14 protein-coding genes and 1 pseudogene are annotated in these 19140 nt (G+C 68.9%); 11 read left to right on the top strand and 4 right to left on the bottom strand.

Going from position 1 to position 19140, the window contains the following annotated elements; all coding sequences use genetic code 11:
• Positions 1-118: 118 nt before the first annotated feature.
• From ccrA to AV521_RS34895, 8 genes are all read left to right on the top strand, one after another.
• The gene (gene ccrA, locus AV521_RS34860) at positions 119-1456 is read left to right on the top strand and encodes a crotonyl-CoA carboxylase/reductase (RefSeq protein WP_179023626.1); all 1338 of its coding nucleotides are present in this window, start codon (positions 119-121) and stop codon (positions 1454-1456) included.
• 9 nt (positions 1457-1465) lie between these two features.
• Positions 1466-3493, top strand: a complete 2028-nt coding sequence (locus AV521_RS34865; protein WP_076094285.1) for a protein meaA — start codon at positions 1466-1468, stop codon at positions 3491-3493.
• Positions 3490-4455, top strand: a complete 966-nt coding sequence (locus AV521_RS34870; RefSeq protein ID WP_076094289.1) for a CoA ester lyase — start codon at positions 3490-3492, stop codon at positions 4453-4455. Before AV521_RS34865 ends, AV521_RS34870 begins: the two co-directional genes overlap by 4 nt.
• Positions 4456-4470: 15 nt before the next feature.
• Positions 4471-4983: a MaoC family dehydratase gene (locus AV521_RS34875; RefSeq protein ID WP_059254189.1), complete on the top strand. Its 513-nt coding sequence runs from the start codon at positions 4471-4473 to the stop codon at positions 4981-4983.
• The gene (locus AV521_RS34880; RefSeq protein WP_076094290.1) at positions 4983-6188 is read left to right on the top strand and encodes an acyl-CoA dehydrogenase family protein; all 1206 of its coding nucleotides are present in this window, start codon (positions 4983-4985) and stop codon (positions 6186-6188) included. Before AV521_RS34875 ends, AV521_RS34880 begins: the two co-directional genes overlap by 1 nt.
• A gap of 170 nt (positions 6189-6358) precedes the next feature.
• Positions 6359-7015: a phosphatidylserine decarboxylase gene (locus AV521_RS34885; RefSeq protein ID WP_076094292.1), complete on the top strand. Its 657-nt coding sequence runs from the start codon at positions 6359-6361 to the stop codon at positions 7013-7015.
• A 22-nt stretch (positions 7016-7037) separates the two neighbouring features.
• Complete coding sequence (pssA, locus tag AV521_RS34890) at positions 7038-7859, top strand: CDP-diacylglycerol--serine O-phosphatidyltransferase (protein WP_076094416.1); 822 nt, start codon at positions 7038-7040, stop codon at positions 7857-7859.
• A gap of 228 nt (positions 7860-8087) precedes the next feature.
• A complete protein-coding gene (locus AV521_RS34895) occupies positions 8088-9332 on the top strand; it encodes an alpha/beta fold hydrolase (protein WP_256725789.1) in 1245 nt (414 codons plus the stop codon).
• Between the two features lie 39 nt (positions 9333-9371).
• Here AV521_RS34895 and AV521_RS34900 read toward each other — a convergent pair whose 3' ends face one another.
• Entirely contained in the window at positions 9372-10490 is a 1119-nt protein-coding gene (locus AV521_RS34900; RefSeq protein ID WP_076094420.1) for a glycerate kinase, read from the bottom strand.
• A 183-nt stretch (positions 10491-10673) separates the two neighbouring features.
• On the opposite strand from AV521_RS34900, the pseudogene AV521_RS34905 reads away from it, so the two are divergent.
• Positions 10674-11259, top strand: a pseudogene (locus AV521_RS34905) (ADP-ribosylglycohydrolase family protein); the annotation flags it as partial.
• Between the two features lie 63 nt (positions 11260-11322).
• Here AV521_RS34905 and AV521_RS52890 read toward each other — a convergent pair.
• The 3 genes from AV521_RS52890 to AV521_RS34920 form a co-directional block, all read right to left on the bottom strand.
• Positions 11323-11748, bottom strand: coding sequence for a lasso peptide biosynthesis B2 protein (locus tag AV521_RS52890; RefSeq protein WP_079249549.1), 426 nt, complete (start codon positions 11746-11748; stop codon positions 11323-11325).
• A 350-nt stretch (positions 11749-12098) separates the two neighbouring features.
• Positions 12099-12761 carry a hypothetical protein gene (locus AV521_RS34915; protein ID WP_076094295.1) on the bottom strand — a complete coding sequence of 221 codons (663 nt, stop codon included), beginning with the start codon at positions 12759-12761 and terminating at the stop codon, positions 12099-12101.
• Positions 12761-16270 (bottom strand): ALF repeat-containing protein, encoded by a 3510-nt coding sequence (locus AV521_RS34920; protein ID WP_076094297.1) that lies wholly within the window; start codon positions 16268-16270, stop codon positions 12761-12763. The genes AV521_RS34915 and AV521_RS34920 overlap by 1 nt, the downstream gene beginning before the upstream one ends.
• A gap of 277 nt (positions 16271-16547) precedes the next feature.
• Here AV521_RS34920 and AV521_RS34925 point away from each other — a divergent pair, with 277 nt between their 5' ends.
• Both AV521_RS34925 and AV521_RS34930 read left to right on the top strand, forming a co-directional pair.
• Positions 16548-17069 carry a hypothetical protein gene (locus AV521_RS34925; RefSeq protein WP_256725790.1) on the top strand — a complete coding sequence of 174 codons (522 nt, stop codon included), beginning with the start codon at positions 16548-16550 and terminating at the stop codon, positions 17067-17069.
• 298 nt (positions 17070-17367) lie between these two features.
• On the top strand, positions 17368-18987 hold the full coding sequence (locus AV521_RS34930; RefSeq protein ID WP_076094301.1) for a trypsin-like serine protease: 1620 nt from the start codon (positions 17368-17370) through the stop codon (positions 18985-18987).
• Positions 18988-19140 lie beyond the last annotated feature (153 nt).

Consider the following 19140-nt stretch of genomic DNA (forward strand, 5'->3'; position numbering starts at 1 on the left):
CCACCGAGCCGAACCGACGGCACACCTCAACACCCTCAGCAGCACTCATCGCAGCACCGACGAACCCTCAGCGCCCCCTCCCTCAGGGGCGCTCACCGCCGGAGGCAACACCGTGACCGTGAAGGACATCCTGGACGCGATCCAGTCGCCGGACTCGACGCCGGCCGACTTCGCCGCCCTGCCGCTCCCCGAGTCGTACCGCGCGATCACCGTGCACAAGGACGAGACGGAGATGTTCGCGGGCCTGGAGACCCGCGACAAGGACCCGCGCAAGTCGATCCACCTCGACGAGGTGCCCGTGCCCGAACTCGGCCCGGGCGAGGCCCTGGTGGCCGTCATGGCCTCCTCGGTCAACTACAACTCGGTGTGGACCTCGATCTTCGAGCCGCTGCCGACGTTCGGCTTCCTGGAGCGCTACGGCAAGGTCAGCGAGCTGACCCGCCGGCACGACCTGCCGTACCACATCATCGGCTCCGACCTCGCGGGCGTCGTCCTGCGCACCGGCCCGGGCGTCAACGCCTGGAAGCCCGGTGACGAGGTCGTCGCCCACTGTCTGTCCGTCGAGCTGGAGTCCTCCGACGGCCACAACGACACGATGCTCGACCCCGAGCAGCGGATCTGGGGCTTCGAGACCAACTTCGGCGGCCTCGCCGAGGTCGCGCTCGTCAAGTCCAACCAGCTGATGCCGAAGCCGGCCCACCTGTCGTGGGAGGAGGCCGCGGCCCCCGGCCTGGTCAACTCCACCGCCTACCGCCAGCTGGTCTCCCGCAACGGCGCCCAGATGAAGCAGGGCGACAACGTGCTGATCTGGGGCGCGAGCGGCGGACTCGGCTCGTACGCCACCCAGTTCGCCCTCGCCGGCGGCGCCACCCCGATCTGTGTCGTCTCCTCGCCCCAGAAGGCCGAGATCGCGCGGAGGATGGGCGCCGAGCTGATCATCGACCGCAACGCCGAGGGCTACAAGTTCTGGAAGGACGAGCACACCCAGGACCCCAGGGAGTGGAAGCGCTTCGGCAAGCGCATCCGTGAGCTGACCGGCGGCGAGGACGTCGACATCGTCTTCGAGCACCCCGGCCGCGAGACCTTCGGCGCCTCGGTCTACGTCACCCGCAAGGGCGGCACGATCGTCACCTGCGCCTCCACCTCGGGCTACCACCACGAGTACGACAACCGCTACCTGTGGATGTCGCTGAAGCGGATCATCGGCTCGCACTTCGCCAACTACCGCGAGGCCTGGGAGGCCAACCGCCTCGTCGCCAAGGGCAAGATCCACCCGACCCTGTCGAAGGTCTACTCACTCAAGGACACCGGCCAGGCGGCGTACGACGTCCACCGCAACCTGCACCAGGGCAAGGTCGGCGTGCTGTGCCTCGCGCCCGAGGAAGGCCTCGGTGTGCGCGACGAGGAGATGCGGGCCGAGCACCTCGACGCCATCAACCGTTTCCGCAACGTCTGAGAGCCATAGATGACAGAGCGTCAGAAGGACCGTCCGTGGCTCATGCGGACGTACGCGGGCCACTCGACGGCCGAGGCGTCCAACGAGCTGTACCGGCGCAACCTCGCCAAGGGCCAGACGGGTCTGTCGGTGGCGTTCGACCTGCCGACGCAGACCGGCTACGACTCCGACCACATCCTCGCCCGCGGCGAGGTCGGCCGGGTCGGCGTGCCCGTCGCGCACCTCGGTGACATGCGCCGGCTGTTCCAGGACATCCCTCTGGAGCAGATGAACACCTCGATGACGATCAACGCCACCGCCATGTGGCTGCTGGCGCTCTACCAGGTCGTCGCCGAGGAGCAGGGCGCGGACATCACCAAGCTCCAGGGCACGACCCAGAACGACATCGTCAAGGAGTACCTGTCCCGGGGCACCCATGTGTTCCCGCCGGGGCCCTCGCTCCGCCTGACGACGGACATGATCGCGTACACGGTCTCCCACATCCCGAAGTGGAACCCGATCAACATCTGCAGCTACCACCTGCAGGAGGCCGGGGCCACGCCGGTGCAGGAGATCGCGTACGCGATGTCCACCGCGATCGCCGTCCTCGACGCCGTGCGCGACTCCGGCCAGGTGCCGCAGGAGCGCATGGGCGACGTGGTCGCGCGCATCTCCTTCTTCGTGAACGCGGGCGTCCGCTTCATCGAGGAGATGTGCAAGATGCGCGCGTTCGGCCGCATCTGGGACAAGGTCACCCGCGAGCGGTACGGCATCGAGAACGCCAAGCAGCGCCGGTTCCGCTACGGCGTCCAGGTCAACTCGCTCGGCCTGACCGAGGCGCAGCCGGAGAACAACGTCCAGCGGATCGTGCTGGAGATGCTGGCCGTGACGCTGTCGAAGGACGCACGCGCGCGTGCCGTACAGCTGCCGGCCTGGAACGAGGCCCTCGGCCTGCCCCGCCCCTGGGACCAGCAGTGGTCGCTGCGCATCCAGCAGGTACTCGCCTACGAGAGCGACCTGCTGGAGTACGAGGACATCTTCGAGGGCTCGAAGGTGATCGAGGCGAAGGTGGACCAGCTGGTCGAGGACACCCTCGCGGAGATCGACCGCATCCAGGAGATGGGCGGCGCGATGGCCGCCGTGGAGTCCGGCTATCTGAAGTCGCAGCTGGTCGCCTCGCACGCCGAGCGCCGGGCCCGGATCGAGTCCGGGCAGGAGAAGATCGTCGGCGTCAACGCCTTCGAGGGCACCGAGCCCAACCCGCTCACGGCCGACCTGGACACCGCGATCATGACGGTCGACCCGGCGGTCGAGGCCCGCGTCATCGCCTCGCTGCAGCACTGGCGCGACACGCGCTACCAGCCGCCCTTCAACCACCCGCGCCCCTGCAAGGCGCTGGAGCGGCTGAAGGAGGCCGCCAAGGGCACCGACAACCTGATGGAGGCCACCCTGGAGTGCGCCCGTGCCGGGGTCACGACCGGCGAGTGGGCGGGCGCCCTGCGCGAGGTGTTCGGCGAGTACCGGGCGCCGACCGGGGTCTCCTCGGCTCCGGTGGCCGTCCCCGTCGAGGCGGGCTCGGCGCTCGCCGAGGTCCGCGCCAAGGTGGACGCCACCGCCCGTGACCTGGGCGTCGGCAAGCTGCGCTTCCTGGTCGGCAAGCCGGGCCTGGACGGGCACTCCAACGGCGCCGAGCAGATCGCCGTACGCGCGCGTGACGCCGGCTTCGAGGTGGTCTACCAGGGCATCCGGCTCACCCCCGAGCAGATCGTGGACGCGGCCCTCGCGGAGGACGTGCACGCGGTGGGCCTGTCGATCCTGTCCGGCTCGCACGCGCAGCTGGTGCCGGACGTGCTCCAGCGGCTGCGTGTGGCCGGTGCCACAGATATACCGGTGATCGCCGGTGGCATCATCCCGAATGGAGACGCCGAGCAGCTCAGGGCCGCAGGAGTGGCCGCCGTCTTCACCCCGAAGGACTTCGACATCACCGGAATCATCGGCGCGATCGTCGACGAGATCCGGAAAGCGAACAAGCTCGACCCCCTGGAGGTCCCCGCATGACCACCCCTGTCAACCGCCTTCGCCCGCGGCGCTCCTGCCTGGCCGTACCGGGCTCGAACCCCCGCTTCCTGGAGAAGGCGCAGGGCCTCCCCGCCGACCAGGTCTTCCTGGACCTGGAGGACGCGTGCGCGCCGCTCGCCAAGCCGGAGGCGCGGCACACCATCGTCAAGTTCCTCAACGAGGGCGACTGGACGGGCAAGACGCGCGTCGTGCGCGTCAACGACTGGACGACCGAGTGGACGTACCGCGATGTCGTCACGGTCGTCGAGGGCGCGGGCCCGAACCTGGACTGCATCATGCTGCCGAAGGTGCAGACGGCCGAGCAGGTCGTCGCCCTGGACCTGCTGCTGACGCAGATCGAGAAGACCATGGGCTTCGAGGTCGGCAAGATCGGCATCGAGGCGCAGATCGAGAACGCGCAGGGCCTGAACAACGTCAACGCGATCGCGCAGGCCTCCCCGCGCGTCGAGACGATCATCTTCGGCCCGGCCGACTTCATGGCCTCCATCAACATGAAGTCGCTGGTCGTGGGCGAGCAGCCGCCCGGCTACCCGGCGGACGCCTACCACTACATCCTGATGAAGATCCTGATGGCCGCCCGCGCCAACAACCTCCAGGCGATCGACGGCCCCTACCTGCAGATCCGCAACGTGGAGGGTTACCGCGAGGTCGCCCAGCGCGCCGCCGCCCTCGGCTTCGACGGCAAGTGGGTGCTGCACCCGGGCCAGGTCGAGGCGTCCAACGAGATCTTCTCGCCCTCCCAGGAGGACTACGACCACGCCGAGCTGATCCTGGACGCGTACGACTACTACACGTCCGAGGCGGGCGGCAAGAAGGGCTCCGCGATGCTCGGCGACGAAATGATCGACGAGGCCAGCCGCAAGATGGCCCTGGTCGTCTCCGGCAAGGGCCGGGCCGCCGGCATGCAGCGCACGTCGAAGTTCGAGATCCCCGCCAGCTAAGGAGCCCTGAGCGCGATGCAGTTCGGACGCACCTACGAGGAGTTCGAGGTCGGCGCGACGTACAAGCACTGGCCGGGCAAGACGGTCACGGAGTACGACGACCACCTGTTCTGTCTCCTCACCATGAACCACCACCCGCTCCACATGGACACGAACTATGCGGAGAAGACGACGGACTTCGGCAAGAACGTCGTCGTGGGGAACTACATCTACTCCCTGCTGCTCGGCATGAGCGTGCCGGACATCTCCGGCAAGGCGATCGCCAACCTGGAGATCGAGTCGCTCAAGCACGTGGCGCCGACCTTCCACGGCGACACCGTCTACGGCGAGACGACCGTGCTCGACAAGTGGCCGTCGAAGTCGAAGAACGACCGCGGCATCGTCTACGTCGAGACCAAGGGCTACAAGCAGGACGGCACCCTGGTGTGCGTCTTCCGCCGCAAGGTCATGGTGCCCACCGAGACGTACATCAAGGAGCGCGGCGGCGAGCAGCCGGGCCGCCCCGAGCTGAAGCAGCAGGAGAAGTAATGGCGCGCCTCGCCCAGACCGCCGGTCTGACCGACGTCCAGCAGGAGATCCTCTCCACCGTCCGGGACTTTGTCGACAAGGAGATCATTCCTGTCGCCACCGAGCTGGAGCACCGCGACGAGTACCCGCAGCAGATCGTGGACGGCCTGAAGGAACTCGGCCTGTTCGGTCTGATGATCCCCGAGGAGTACGGCGGCCTGGGCGAGTCGCTGCTCACCTACGCGCTGTGCGTGGAGGAGATCGCCCGCGGCTGGATGTCGGTGTCCGGCATCATCAACACCCACTTCATCGTCGCGTACATGCTCAAGCAGCACGGCACGCAGGAGCAGAAGGACCACTTCCTGCCGAGGATGGCCGCCGGCGACATCCGGGGCGCCTTCTCGATGTCGGAGCCGGCCCTGGGCTCCGACGTGTCCGCGATCACCTCGAAGGCGGTCAAGGACGGCGACGAGTACGTCCTGAACGGTCAGAAGATGTGGCTGACGAACGGCGGTACGTCATCCCTGGTGGCCGTGCTCGTCCGCAGCGACGAGGGCCACCCCGAGGGCACGGCGCCCCACAAGTCGATGACCACCTTCCTGATCGAGAAGGAGCCCGGCTTCGGCGAGGTCCGCCCCGGCCTCACGATCCCCGGCAAGATCGAGAAGATGGGCTACAAGGGCGTCGACACGACCGAGCTGATCATGGACGGTCTGCGGCTTCCCGCCGATCGGGTGCTCGGCGGCGTCACCGGCCGAGGTTTTTACCAAATGATGGACGGTGTCGAGGTCGGCCGCGTCAACGTGGCGGCGCGCGGCTGTGGCGTCGCCCAGCGCGCCTTCGAGCTGGGTGTGCAGTACGCCCAGCAGCGGCACACCTTCGGCAAGCCGATCGCCCAGCACCAGGCCATTCAGTTCAAGCTCGCGGAGATGGCGACCAAGGTCGAGGCCGCGCATGCGATGATGGTCAACGCGGCACGCAAGAAGGACTCCGGGGAGCGAAACGACCTTGAGGCCGGGATGGCGAAGTACCTCGCCTCCGAATACTGCAAGGAGGTCGTGGAGGACGCCTTCCGTATCCACGGCGGGTACGGCTTCTCGAAGGAGTACGAGATCGAGCGTCTCTACCGCGAGGCCCCGATGCTGCTCATCGGTGAAGGTACCGCCGAGATCCAGAAAATGATCATCGGGCGCAGGCTGCTCGAAGAGTATCGATTCCAGGGCTGAATGTCCGGATACGGGGTGTTTTCTTCGAGAAGAAGATCACACCCCGTAGACCGTCTTCGGCCGCCGACTCGGCTGCCTGGCTTGCCCAGTTGCAGCCCGCGACCGGTACGATCCCACGGAAAGCCGCCGTCCCCCGTCTTGCGCGGCATCATCCGCTACGAAGGTCATCCATGCCCCACAGCCAAACCTCTGCACCTCGCGACAGCCGAGCCGGCGTACGCCTCGCGCGCGGAGCATCGCCGTGGCTTCTCCCGACCGTCGCCACCGCAGCCCTCAGCCTGGCCCGCGCCCGCCGCTCCGGCGCGGCGAAGGCCGTGGCCGTGCCCGCCACCGCGCTAGCGGCGGGCATGCTGTGGTTCTTCCGCGACCCCGAGCGCGAGATCGGCTCCGGCCGGGTGATCTCGCCCGCCGACGGCGTGGTGCAGAGCATCATGCCGTGGAAGGACGGACGCACCCGCGTCGCGATCTTCATGAGCCCGCTGAACGTCCACGTCAACCGCGCGCCCCTCGCGGGCGCGGTGACGTCCGTCGAGCACATCCCCGGCGGCTTTGTTCCGGCTTTCAACAAGGAGAGCGAGAACAACGAGCGCGTAGTCTGGCATTTCGACACCGAACTCGGCGACATCGAGATGATCCAGATCGCCGGCGCGGTGGCCCGCCGCATCGTGCCCTACATCCCGGAGGGCACGAAGGTCGAGCAGGGTGACCGAATCGGTCTGATCCGCTTCGGCTCGCGTGTCGATCTCTACCTGCCCGAGGGCGTGGAGGTCGCGGTCGAGGTCGGACAGAAGACCGTGGCTGGGGTGACTCGCATTGACCGTGATTGATCCGGAGACCCAGGCGGGCTGGGTGCCCGAGGCCGACGAGGTGGACGACGAGGAGGAGATGCCCCTCTCGCTCCGCCTGTCGATAGCGGACACCCTCACTCTGGGCAACGCGACGTGCGGCTTCATGGCGGTGTACTTCACCACCACCGGCATCCTGATCCCGCACCTGACAGGCAATGACGAGTCGGCGGGCATGGCGCGGCACAGCGCCGCCACGGCCGTCATCCTGATGCTCTGCGCTGCCGTCTTCGACCTGTTCGACGGACTGGTCGCGCGGAAGCTGCGCTCCTCGCCCATGGGCGCTGAGCTGGACAACCTCTCCGACCTGATCAGCTTCGGTCTCGCGCCCGCGTACTTCGTGCTCGTCTACGGCATGGTCGCGGACGACGCACACCAGAGAATGGCGGCGCTGGGGGCAATCGTGGTGCTCCTGGCGGTCGTGCTACGCCTGGCCCGCTTCTCGTGCGTGACGATGAAGGACGGCATGTTCCAGGGCATGCCCTCGCCGTTCGGCGCGCTCACGGTGGTTTCCATCGTCCTGCTGGAGCTGCCCTTCGTGGCGACCCTGCTGGCGATCCTGGGCACAGCCTGGCTGATGGTGAGCCGGGTGGAGTACCCGAAGCCGCGGGGCCGCCTCGCCGGCGCGATGCTCTCCTGGATCGTGCTGTCCATGGGCCTGCTGGCCGCCTGGGCCTTCGACGCCCCGGGCGGTCAGCTGCTGCTCCAGACCGGCTGTGCGCTGCAACTGGTCATGGGGGCGGTGATTCCGTTGTTCGCCACGGCTCGGCGGGTGAACAACTTCCGCGACAATCGGCGCGAGGCGCGGGCGGCACAGCTGCCCTGACCCTCCGTACCGGCACCGACGGGTGTGGCCCGAGCCTCCGAGGCTCGGGCCACACCCGTTTCGCGTTCAAGAGCTGTGTCCGATTGCCCGTTGAGCAGTCAACTACGGTTGTTCTCCGCCGAGTTGCGATGGCCCGCCAGGGGGAGCACGGTGGATTCAGGGGGGTTGTCAGGGGCATATGCCCAACCTCGGGGGGTAACTCTCGCGCAATCCGATGGGAGGACGATCGTGTCCGCCATCAGCATCACTGACCGCAGCATCCAGTTCCAGTCCACCATTCCGGTGAACTCCGGCCAGCAGGTGACCCTGTTCGTGCAGGAGTACGACGGCACCCAGCCCGGCCACGACCGCCGGCCGGTGCTGATGCTCCACGGCCGAAGCGCACCGGTGGCCGCGGGGTTCGACCTCATGCTGCCCCACGGCTTCGGCGACGGCGGCGCCCAAGACCGCTACAGCTGGGCACGGTCGCTGGCCAAGGACGGCTTCGACGTGTTCATCATGGACCTGCAAGGCAATGGACAGTCCACCCGGCCGGCGGTGATGGACGATCCCTGCAACGCCAACCCGGGCCAGCAGGAGCCGGTCCTGGTCCCCAACCCGCTCGCCCAGACGTGTGACCCGAAGTACGCGTTCCAGCTGGGCAATTCCGGGAGCGAGTGGGCGGAGCTGGACGCCGTCGTCCGGTCCATCAGGGGGCTGTCCCCCGACCGGGACAAGCCGATCGAGTTCATCGGCTGGTCCGCGGCGGCCTTCGTGATGGGGCCGTACACCATCCAGCACCCGGAGAACGTCGCTCACCTGATCCTGGTGGCCCCGATATTCCCGCCGCAGGGCCGCTGGTCCACACACATCAACGACCCCTTCGGCCTGCCGCCCAACACCACACTGCCGGTGAACTCGCCGGCGGTCACCTTCGGCTTCCCGCTGAACGTCAACAGCAAGTCCAGCTTCGAGCACTCCTGGGACGTCGAGCAGGGCAGCCCGCAGCAGCGGGAGCCGGGCATGGGCGACCAGGTGTGGGAGACGATGATCGCCACCGACGACATCGGCCTGAAATGGGGGCGCTTCGAGGTGCCGGACGGCCCGCCCGAGGGCGTGCTGCGCTTCCGGAACACCTACTGGTGGGGCTGGAACAGCCAGACGGCACCGCTGACGGGCACCGCGGGCACGCCCGTGCTCGGCGGCCAGGTGCCCGTGCTCATCTTCTACGGCGCGCTGGACCGGCAGGCCAACAACTCGACCACACTGCCCGCGGTCGCGCACTTCTCCGTCCCGGACCTCTACACGGCCATCGCCGGGACACAGAAGCTCATGTTCTGCTACGAGGACGCCGGACACATGGTGCTCTGGGAGCGCCCGGCCAAGTTCGTGCACCACATGGCGAGGGACTGGCTCAACAACGGCAAGGTGCAGGGCCTCACGACCGGAAGCTACCTCCGGGACGCGAGCGGCGAGCTCACGCCCCTCCAGTAGTCCGGTAGAGACGCCCTGCCGCGGGGGACACCCGACGGCTCAGACCAGCCAGTCCCCCGCGATCCGCTCCGCCACGTCCTCAAGGATCGGGCCGGCGTCGGCGATGCACCTGGCCACGTCCGGCTCGACCGAGGTCAACGGGTACGCCCGCTCGATACCGGCCCGCAGCAGCGCCTCCTCGGGCAGAGCCAGCCGCCCGCACACCGCCACGACCTGCTTGCCCGCCGCCCGAGCCGCAGCAGCAACACCCGCCGGCGCCTTCCCGTGCAGCGTCTGCTCGTCCAGTGACCCCTCGCCGGTGATCACCATCGAGGCCCGCTCCAGCGCGGGCGCGAAGCCCAGGACGTCCAGCATGACCTCGATGCCGGCGCGGAAGCGGGCGCCCAGGAGGAGGGCACCGTACCCGATGCCGCCCGCCGCACCCGCGCCCGGCGCCGCCGCGTACTCGGCGGCGCGCGGCCCCACGGCCGACTCCAGCACCTGGGCGAAGTGCGCGAGGGCCGCGTCCAGGGCCTCCACGTCGTCCGGCGAGGCGCCCTTCTGCGGGCCGTAGACGGCCGGCGCGCCCTTCGGGCCGGTCAGCGGGTTGTCGACATCGCTCGCCAGTACCAGTTCCACCTCGGACAGGCGGGGGTCCAGGCCGGACAGGTCGGCGCGGGCCAGACCGGCGAGGCCACCGCCGCCCGGGGACACCGGGTCGCCGTCCTCGTCGAGGAAGCGGGCGCCCAGCGCCGAGAGCATCCCGGCGCCGCCGTCCGTCGTGGCGCTGCCGCCGACGCCGAACACGATCGTCCGCGCGCCCGCGTCGAGCGCGGCCCGCAGCAGCTCGCCGGAGCCGTACGTCGAGGCCGTCAGGGGCGCGAAGACACCGGCCGGCAGGCGCTGCAGGCCGCTCGCCTCGGCCATCTCCACGACCGCGGTGTCGCCGCGCAGCGCGAACGCGGCCGTCACCTCCTGGCCCAGCGGCCCGGCGACCCGCATCTCGCGCCGCTCGAAACCGGCCGCGACCGCCGCGTCCACGGTCCCGTCGCCGCCGTCGGCCACCGGCAGCGCCTCGACCGTCAGGTCCGGTACGACCCGGCGCAGCCCGGCCGTCACCCGCTCGGCGACCTGCACGGCCGTCAGCGAGCCCTTGAACTTGTCCGCGGCGATGAGCACCCGACGGTTCTCGTTCACTGCAGCGTCCGCCACCTTGCTTACCCCTTGCTCTCCGGGCCCCGCGCACGTCAGGGCCAGTCGCGCCGCTGCGACCTTAACCTCAGCAGGCCCCCGTCGTCATGCTCCGACCGAAGGCTGGGAAGCAACGGGGAGCATCCTGGGGAAAACGGGTAGACCCCAGCCATGACCAGCCGACGCCCCGGATCCGACGATCTCGCCGACCGTGTCCACGGCGGCTGGCTCGGCCGGATCGCGGGCAACATGCTCGGCAAGCCGGTCGAGCAGGGCGAGGTGTGGACCCGCGAGCGCATCGACCGGTATCTGCGCAAGACCGCGGCCCTGCCGCTCACCGACTATCTGCCCGAGCCCGCCGACCCGGCCGACGGCGCGGTGCTGCGCCCGGAGTGGCGCCGGTGCGTGCGCGGCCGGATCCACGGCAGTGAGCGCGACGACGACGTCGACTACGCGATCCTCGGGCCGCACCTGCTGGAGACACACGGCTTCGGCTTCAGCACCGAGCAGGTCGGCGACCTGTGGCTGCTGCGGCTGCCGTATCTGCAGACCTTCACCGCGGAGCGGGCGGCGTACCGCAACCTCGCGAACGGGCTGAAACCACCGCTGACGGCGACCGTACGACAATCCGTACCAGGAATGGATCGGCGCGCTGATCCGCGCCGACGCCTACGGCTGGACCCGCCCCGGCGAACCGGTGGGCGCCGCCGGCCTCGCCCGCCGGGACGCGGTGCTGTCGCACACCGGGAACGGCGTGCAGATCACCGTCGCGTCGTCGCGCGGCAGGGTGACGCTCGCACCGGCCGCACCATCAAGATCCTCATCGGCGGAGAATCCATCCTTGCCGCCGCCAGCGGCGAACAGCGATGGAAGTGCCGCGACGTCGGCGAGGGCAGGCCCGTTGCCTCGCCGGTACGGTGATCATCGGCTGATAGGAGGCGGTGTCTTCCGGCTCTCCGACGGGGCGGCCATCGGCCTCCACCCAGGCATGCGCTGCGAACGGCGAAGTCCGCACTCCACTGCACCACGTGGGCCAGGAACCGCGCATCCGGCACAACAGGGCTGTGGCCAAGGACCGTTGCAGGCAATAGCGGCCTGAGCAGAGTGTGCTGAGTGGGCGTTTAGGGATGGATGGTGGTGCTAAGTCGCTCCGGTGGTCAACATCCTTCGGGCTGATTCGGACCTTACGTGCTCCTTTACGGCCTCCCGGGTGCCGATCCGTGCACCCGGGAGGTCCGCTTCTCAACGCCGAATTCCGTCTGGTTTGGTAATGAGACGGAAGCTCCCTATCGGGAGGGAGCTTCCGGGCATTTCACGCTGTACGTGTTGGCGGTAAATACGGCAAAGCATGATGAAACGTGGTTTGCGCCCACGTGCGACTCCGACTCCAGCGTCAGGCCATTGACACCCTCGGTGCGGCGCTCGACACCTCGACGAGCGTTGAGGCAGTCAGCGCCGGTGGCGACGAACCAGCGCCTTCCACCACCTTCGTCCGCTGACATGGCCGTCAACTACTGCCGTCATCCCATGCAGAAGCCCCGCCAGGACGCACCTGACGGGGCTTCAAATTTGCGGAGGCATTCTACGGTGTGGTTCTCAGCATCTGGGTCGGATCGTCGAACTCGGCAAGGAGTCTTGACCGCCTGTAGGTCCATAGTTGGCGGTCAGGGCTGCGGCGTACTCGTCCGGGACGGTCCGACCCGGGAAGGTCAGCGGAAGATAAGACTCCAACGCGCCCGACACCTCCAGGAAGGGCCCGAACTGCGCGCACCACTCATTCCGTGCAGTTGCGTTCGGGAAACCCCGGAAAACTGCAACCTCGGGGTCCCTTTCACCCCAGCAACCCCATCTTCCGGAAGGTCCGGTCACAGCGATGACGTTCGCCGAGATCGCGATCGACCCCATGATGTCGCCGCCCGGCTCATAACCGATCGCGGCCCAATAGTCGTCCACGTCAGCCTCGACGGACAACGACATCGCCGGGTACATCCGATACTCCGGGAGGTAGAACGCATCACAGTCCGGCTCAAGAACCAGCAGTTCGACGCGCCCGTCGCCATGCCACCGGGCCATCGCGCAGAGCGCCGGCCAGAACTCCGGAGTGAGGACCGCATCGAACTCACAGAACAGCGAGTCCCCCGCATCCTCCTTGAAGACCTGGTCGGGCAACCTGGCGTCAAGGTCGAAGGTGACTGCGCCGCGGGAGCGAACATCCAGGTAGCCGTTGCGATCGATCACAATCGAATCCACCTCTGCCATCAGTTCTCACCCAGCCTGATCTTGATGTCGGCCTTCTTGGACCCTGGATTGTAGTAGTCCGCCGTCCACCCCTCGTGAGTGTTGGCCTTCCCACGAAGGAAATACCTTGCCCCATCCTTCTCGTACATGATGTTCGGTCCCTTGTCTATTCGAGTCCACCCATTGGCCTCAAGGTTCTTTCCAAATTCCACGGGACCGACGTCCGTCGATTTGTTCAGCATGCGAGCGCCGGGTCTAGTGATGTCCTCGTATTTTGAGCTCTCTGCTGCCTTTGCGGCGCGGGAGGCCTCGGCGACGCCTTCGACGCCTTCTTCGACCTTCTTGGCTGCCTTGAGTTCGCCGACGCCGGGGATGACGACCATGGCGGCGAAGGCACACTTGTTAAGGGTGGGGTTCTCAACGCAGTCCTGGACGTCCTTGCCGCCGGAGAGCGTCCACAGTCCGCCGTAGATCATGGCGGCCTCTTGCGGATCCACGTTGATCGGCGGATCCATGACACCGCCGTCCTTGACGCAGTCCGGGTAGTAGCCGAGGCGGGGGATGTAATGGCAGTGCTTGGTCTTCTTCTTGGCCTCGGCCTGTGCCTTGCGTGCCGCTTCGGCCTGGCGACGGGCTTCGGCTTCCTCGGCCCGACGCTTGTCCATCGTGATCTGCCATGCCTGTGAAGCCTGTTCCTGGGCTTCCTTGGCGCTCTTACCGGCTGCGGTCGCGGAGTCGTGGGCGTCGGCGGCCGACTGGTCGGCCTGTGCCGCGGAGGTCCGCGCGTAGTCGGCGTTGAACTCGGCCTGGGCGGCCGATTCGGTGGCGTCGGCGGCGTCGCGGTCGGCGGCGTCGGCGGCGGCACGTGCGGTGGCCACGGACTTGCGGGCCTGGTCGGCGGAGTTCTCGGCGGAGGTGGCGGCCACGTCGGCGTCGTGGGCGTAGCCCTGGGCCTCGTGGGCGGAGTTGGCCGCCTGGTTGGCTGCCTTCTGGGCGTCTGTGGATGACCGGTGGGCGTCAGCGGCTGCCTTGGCGGCGAGCCAGCTGTTCTTGCGTGCCGTGGCGGCGATGCCGGAGGCTTCGGCGATCAGGCGCTGCATCTGGGCGTTGTGGGTGTCGGCTAGCTTGTCCTTGCGGTCGGCCATGTACTGGCCGACGCTGAGGAAGGCTTCGAGCTGGTCGGCGGGGCCGGCCAGGGCGATCTTGGCGGCTGCCTTGACCTCCGGGCCGCCGTCGTTGACGAGTTTGGAGGCGGCGACACGTTCGTCGTCGTTGCGGGCGGAGTACTGGCCGGTGGCGATGAAGGCGGCCAGTGTCCTGGGGTCGTTGGTGGCCAGGGCGGCCTTGGAGGCTTCCTTGACGCCGGGTCCGCCGGCGTTGTTGATCTGGGAGACCTTCACCCGCAGGTCGTCGCTGGCCACCGTGTACTGGCCGCTGGTGTAGAAGTCGGCGACCTGCTGGTCGCTGCCCTTGAGCGCGTCTGCGGCGGCGGTGCGCACCGTCTGGTAGGGGCTGTCCGTGGTGAGTTCGAAGACCTTTTCGCGCGTCTCCTGGGCCTTGGTGGTCTGCCAGCCGGTGCGCAGGTAGGCGATGACGTCGGCGTCGGTGCCGGACAGGGCCGTGGTGGCCGCCTGCTGGCTGAGCGGGCCGAGGTCCTTGAGTGCCTGCAGGGCGAGCCGACGTCCCTTGGCGGCCAGTGCCGTGGTGTCCGCGTCGGGCTTGGCGGCTTCGGCGGCCAGGGCCTGTGCGGTGTCGTCCAGGCCGCGTGCCTCCAGCACGCTGGCGGCGGTCTGGGAGGTGAGGGTGTCGGCCTGGTCCTTGCGGCTGCGGGCGCGTTCAATGGCGGCGTTGGTGCGGCTGGTGAGATCTTCGGCCTCGGTTTTGCGGGCGATGTCGAAGACCTTCTTGCCGGTCGTCACCGCCAGGGCGGCGGTGTCGGCGGACTTCTTGGCGGCATCCGCCTGCTGGTCGGCCTGCTTGGCCGCGTCCGCCGCCTGCCCGGCGTGCTTGGCCGCGTCGTCGGCGGCGTCGGCTGCCTTGTTGGCGTGATCGGCGGCGGAGTTGGCCGCATCCCGCGCGGCGTAGGCGGCGTCCGCGGACTCCTGGGCCAGCGCCTGGGCGGCGTTGGCCGCGCGGTTGGCCTCAGCGGCGTGCCGGCGGGTCTCCGCCGCCGCCCGTGCGGCCTCCCCGGAGTGGACCCCGGCCGCGTCCGCGGCAGCGTTGGCCTCGTCCGCGGCGTCCGCAGCGGCGTTGGCGTTCGCACCGGCGGCCAGCGAGTCGGCCGCGGCTGCCTTGGCGGCCCGGGAGGCGTCACCGGCCGCCTGGGCGGCCGCGGCCGACTTGCCCGCCAGCAGCGCGGCGGCCCGCGCGGTGGCCGCGGCGTTCTTTGCGTCCTCGGCCTTGGACGCGTTACCGGCCGCCGCGGCAGCCGCGCTTTGTGCCCGGGATGCGGCATCGGCCGCCGCAGCGGCGGCGCTGGCGGTCTGCGCGGCAGCCGCCGCAGCCACCCGTGCCGACTCATTCGCCGCGTTGGCTGCCCCGATCGCCTCCTGCGCGGCACCGGCGGCGGCCCGTGCCGCGTCGGCGGCCTGGCTGGCCCGGGCCGCGGCGAGCTGTGAGTCGCCCTTGGCCGCCTGCGTCTCCTTGGCCGCCCGCTGCGCGTCCTGCTTGGCCAGCGCCGAGGCCGCCTTGGCCCGCGCGGAAGCCACCTTGGCCGCCTCGGTGGCCGCCTGCGCCCGCACCCCCGCCTTCTGCGCCTGGTCCAGCAACTGCTGGATGGTGGCATGTTCCTGGTCCTTGTTACGGGCCACGAACTGCCCGACCTCCAGGAACTCCACCACGTCGTCGGGTGTGCCCTGCAAGGCGAGCTTGCCGGCCGCCTTCACCGCCTGCCCGCCGTCATTGATGATCTTAGAGGCCTCGACCCGGTCGTCAGTCTCCTGCGCCTCGTACTGGCCCGAGTTCAAGAACCGGGCGACATCCTCCGGAGTGCCCTTCAAGGCCGCCATCCCGGCCTGCTTGACCCCTGGACCGCCGAAGTTGATGACCCGCGACGCCTCGACCCGCTGGTCCTCCTGCAACGGCGCCTTCCAGCCGTCCTTCAGGAAGGCCCACACGGCATCCGGGTCGGTGGACATCAGTGCGTTCTTGGCCGCTTCCTGCACGGCCGGGCCGCCCACGGCGACCATGCGGCTGGCGTCGACACGGTCGTCGTCGTTGCCGATGGCGTCCTTGTCGGCAAGGAACTTCTTGACGTCCTCGTCCGAGCCGACCAGGGCCTTCTCCGCCGCCGCCTTCACACCCGGGCCACCCCAGGTCCACGCGTCGACGACGAGGCGGCGGTCGGAGACCGGGTATCCGCCGTCGTCGGAGTCGTCGTCCGCGGCGGCCGGTCCGGCGCCGAGCAGTCCGGCTGCGAGCGTGACTGGCAGCAGAACGGCGCACGCGCCGCGAAGTGCCAGGCGATGTCCCCGGATCGGCGCTGTTGTGTTCTTCGATGGCGCCCCTGATGAGCGCGAAGGCCGTTTCACTGGCCCATTCCCCCTGAGAAGTAAGTGATGTCGGTCATACGTCGGTACGCATGCGGGCGCGGCTGGTCGAGGGCCGCGTCCTTTGACATCAAGCGGTGGCCACTGCACCCGGGTGACCTGGTCATGGCGTCCGCGCTGACCGGCCGGTCAGCGTCATCCGTGCTGTGTGGTGTGGCTTCTGACTACGCGCCAGTAACATCCTACGCACAGACCACGCACGGGAAGTTCACGGGAGCTTCACTGCCGTGCCGCACCAAAACGGGGAAGGAAAGACACCTTGATATCCAAAGTTCGCAACGTCATCATGGCGGGCGTCTGCGGGGGGCTGGCGCTCTGCGCCGGAGTCGCGACGCTGGCCACCGCGCATGCCGTTCCGGGGGACCCCTCCCCCACCGCCTCGGCCACACCGGCGCCAGGTGACGACAAGATGCCCTTCGCCGTCGAGGACTTCGCCTACCCGGGGGCGGCGAAGATCTTCCAGGAGAAGCAGATCCTCCTCAAGCAGGGTGACGGTCACATCTTGCTGACCGACTGCAAGTCCACGTACGCGATCATGGTGGAGTCGCGGACCGCTCAGAAGCAGTTCTGCTTCTCGGTCAGCGGGAAGCAGGGCGACCTGACCCTGGAGCTGCCCGATGCCTACGGCATCTGGACACAGGACCACCCGGTAGAAGCCAAGGTAAACAACGGCGACAAGGAAACCGTCGTCGAGGCCGCGAAGAACGACTACAAGCCCATCGGCGAGGCGGGCGCCAGCGGCAAGCCCTCCGTCCTCGTCGAACTCCGCGTCACCGGCTGAGCATCCGCACGAGCGCTACCGCAGGCAGATCCGCCGCGTCTCTCCCGCGCCACGCGCCATCAACCCGCACCGGCAGCACGACAGCTGCCACCTCTGACCGGCCACGGCTGCCACCGCTACAGCAGACGCCGAAGCCGGCCGATCCACCGCGCCGTCGTCCGCCGGGTGAGTCAGCGGCAGCCGATGAGGGCCAATCATCCCGAAGGCGCGCCGGCCCTCTGTGGCTCTGCCCCTCGCGGGCTGACCAGGCTCACTTGCTTTCTCTTCTCACCGACCTCACAGAAAACGGGGAAACTTCATGTCCGGCTTTCGTCCGCACACCGCGCGGACCAGCGGCCTGATCGCCGCTGCCACCCTGGCCGCCGCCGTGTCGGCCACGCCCGCGACCGCCGTACAGGGCCCGCAGGCCCCCGCCGCCACCGCGGCCGCCACCGCCCGGCTCGACATCCGGCTCGACACCGACCACCAGCGCGGCTGCTCGGCCGTGCTGGTGGCTCCGCAGTGGCTGCTGACGGCCGCGAGCTGCTTCACCGACACCCCGGGCGCAACCCTCGCCCCCGGCGCGCCGAAGCTGAAGACGACGGCCACCATCGGCGGCAGCGCCCAGCAGGTGATGAACCTCGTTCCCCGCACCGACCGTGACATGGTGATGGCCCAACTGGCCAAGCCGGTCAGCGGCATCACCCCCGTCCCGGTGGCCAGCAGTGCGCCCAGTGCCGGGGACGAGGTCCAGGCCGCAGGATATGGGCGCACACGCGAGGAGTGGGTGCCCGACCAGGTGCACACGGCGACCTTCACCGTCCAGAACACTGGTGCCGCCACCCTCGAGCTGGCGGCGAAGTCCGACGGCGCCGCCGTCTGCCAGGGCGACACCGGCGGCCCCGCGCTGACCACCGCCAACGGCCACACCGCGGTCGTCGGCGTCGACAGCCGTTCTTGGCAGGGCGGTTGCCTGGGCACCGACCCTGCGGAGACCCGCACCGGGGCCATGGCCGCCCGCGTCGACGACCTGGCCGGCTGGGTCCAGCAGGTCGCCTACAGCACCACGTTCGCGAACGCGCCGTGGAAGCACGCCGTGCAGATGACGGCCGGCTACTACGCCGGTGACTCGGCCGGCGGCACCCGTCACATGGACCTGATCGTCGTCTGGGACAGCGGCAAGGTCACCCTCTACCAGGGCGGCTACGGCAACGACCCCGCCCGCCCCTTCGCCGCAGAACACCAACTGCAGCCCGAGAAGAGCATCTGGACCCACGCCGTCAACGTGACCGGCACCAACACCGGCGGCGGCACCGACGGAGTCGTGGTCCGCTGGTCCGACGGCGAGATGACCCTCTACCCCACCGTCGACGCCAAGGGCTTCCACGGCGAGAAGCAGCTCGCCCCGCCCAAGACCAGCGAATGGGAGAACGACGCCCAGCAGCTGACCGCCGGCCGCTTCACCGCGAACGGCCTGCGCGACGACCTGCTGGTCACCTTCAAGGACGGCCACGTCTCCGTCTTCAGCGACCTGGCTGCCAACGGGCTGAAGAAGCAGACCCAGACCGTCGCGAAGAACACCACCTGGCCCTACGCCGAGAAACTCGCCACCGGCTCCTTCACCGGCAAGACCACCGACGACGTGCTGGTGCGCTGGATCGACGGCGAAACCACCATCTACCCCGGCATGACCGGCAAATCCCTGCCCGGCGAGATCAGGATCCGGCCCGCCAAGTCGTACTGGACCAACGCCGCCGCCATCACCGTCGGCGCCTTCACCACCAACGCCACCGCCACCGCCACCGCCACCGCCACCGCCACCGCCACCGCCACCGCCAACGACATCCTCGTCCGCTGGAACGACGGCCACGTCAGCTACTTCACCGGCGTCGACGCCAAGGGTCTCCACGACGAAATCCAGCTGGCACCGGCCCCTTGACCCACCGGCGGAACATCGCCCAGGACCTCGCACGGGCCATCATGATGATGGCTCTCGGAGACTGTTGATTTCGCGGGCGGTATCCCGGCCGGTCCGAGTGCCGCCCGCTCTCCCTTCTCCTGCACGAAGGAGGCACCCCGTGCAACCCCAGCA

The organism is Streptomyces sp. IMTB 2501 (assembly GCF_001953885.1).
GTDB lineage: Bacteria > Actinomycetota > Actinomycetes > Streptomycetales > Streptomycetaceae > Streptomyces.

Excerpts from the sequence above, each read along its gene's own strand:
- AV521_RS34865 (WP_076094285.1), top strand. The coding sequence starts at position 1,466 with ATGACAGAGCGTCAGAAGGACCGTCCGTGGCTCATGCGGACGTACGCG.
- AV521_RS34870 (WP_076094289.1), top strand. The coding sequence starts at position 3,490 with ATGACCACCCCTGTCAACCGCCTTCGCCCGCGGCGCTCCTGCCTGGCC.
- AV521_RS34875 (WP_059254189.1), top strand. The coding sequence starts at position 4,471 with ATGCAGTTCGGACGCACCTACGAGGAGTTCGAGGTCGGCGCGACGTAC.
- AV521_RS34880 (WP_076094290.1), top strand. The coding sequence starts at position 4,983 with ATGGCGCGCCTCGCCCAGACCGCCGGTCTGACCGACGTCCAGCAGGAG.
- AV521_RS34885 (WP_076094292.1), top strand. The coding sequence starts at position 6,359 with ATGCCCCACAGCCAAACCTCTGCACCTCGCGACAGCCGAGCCGGCGTA.
- AV521_RS34915 (WP_076094295.1), bottom strand. The coding sequence starts at position 12,761 with ATGGCAGAGGTGGATTCGATTGTGATCGATCGCAACGGCTACCTGGAT.
- AV521_RS34930 (WP_076094301.1), top strand. The coding sequence starts at position 17,368 with ATGTCCGGCTTTCGTCCGCACACCGCGCGGACCAGCGGCCTGATCGCC.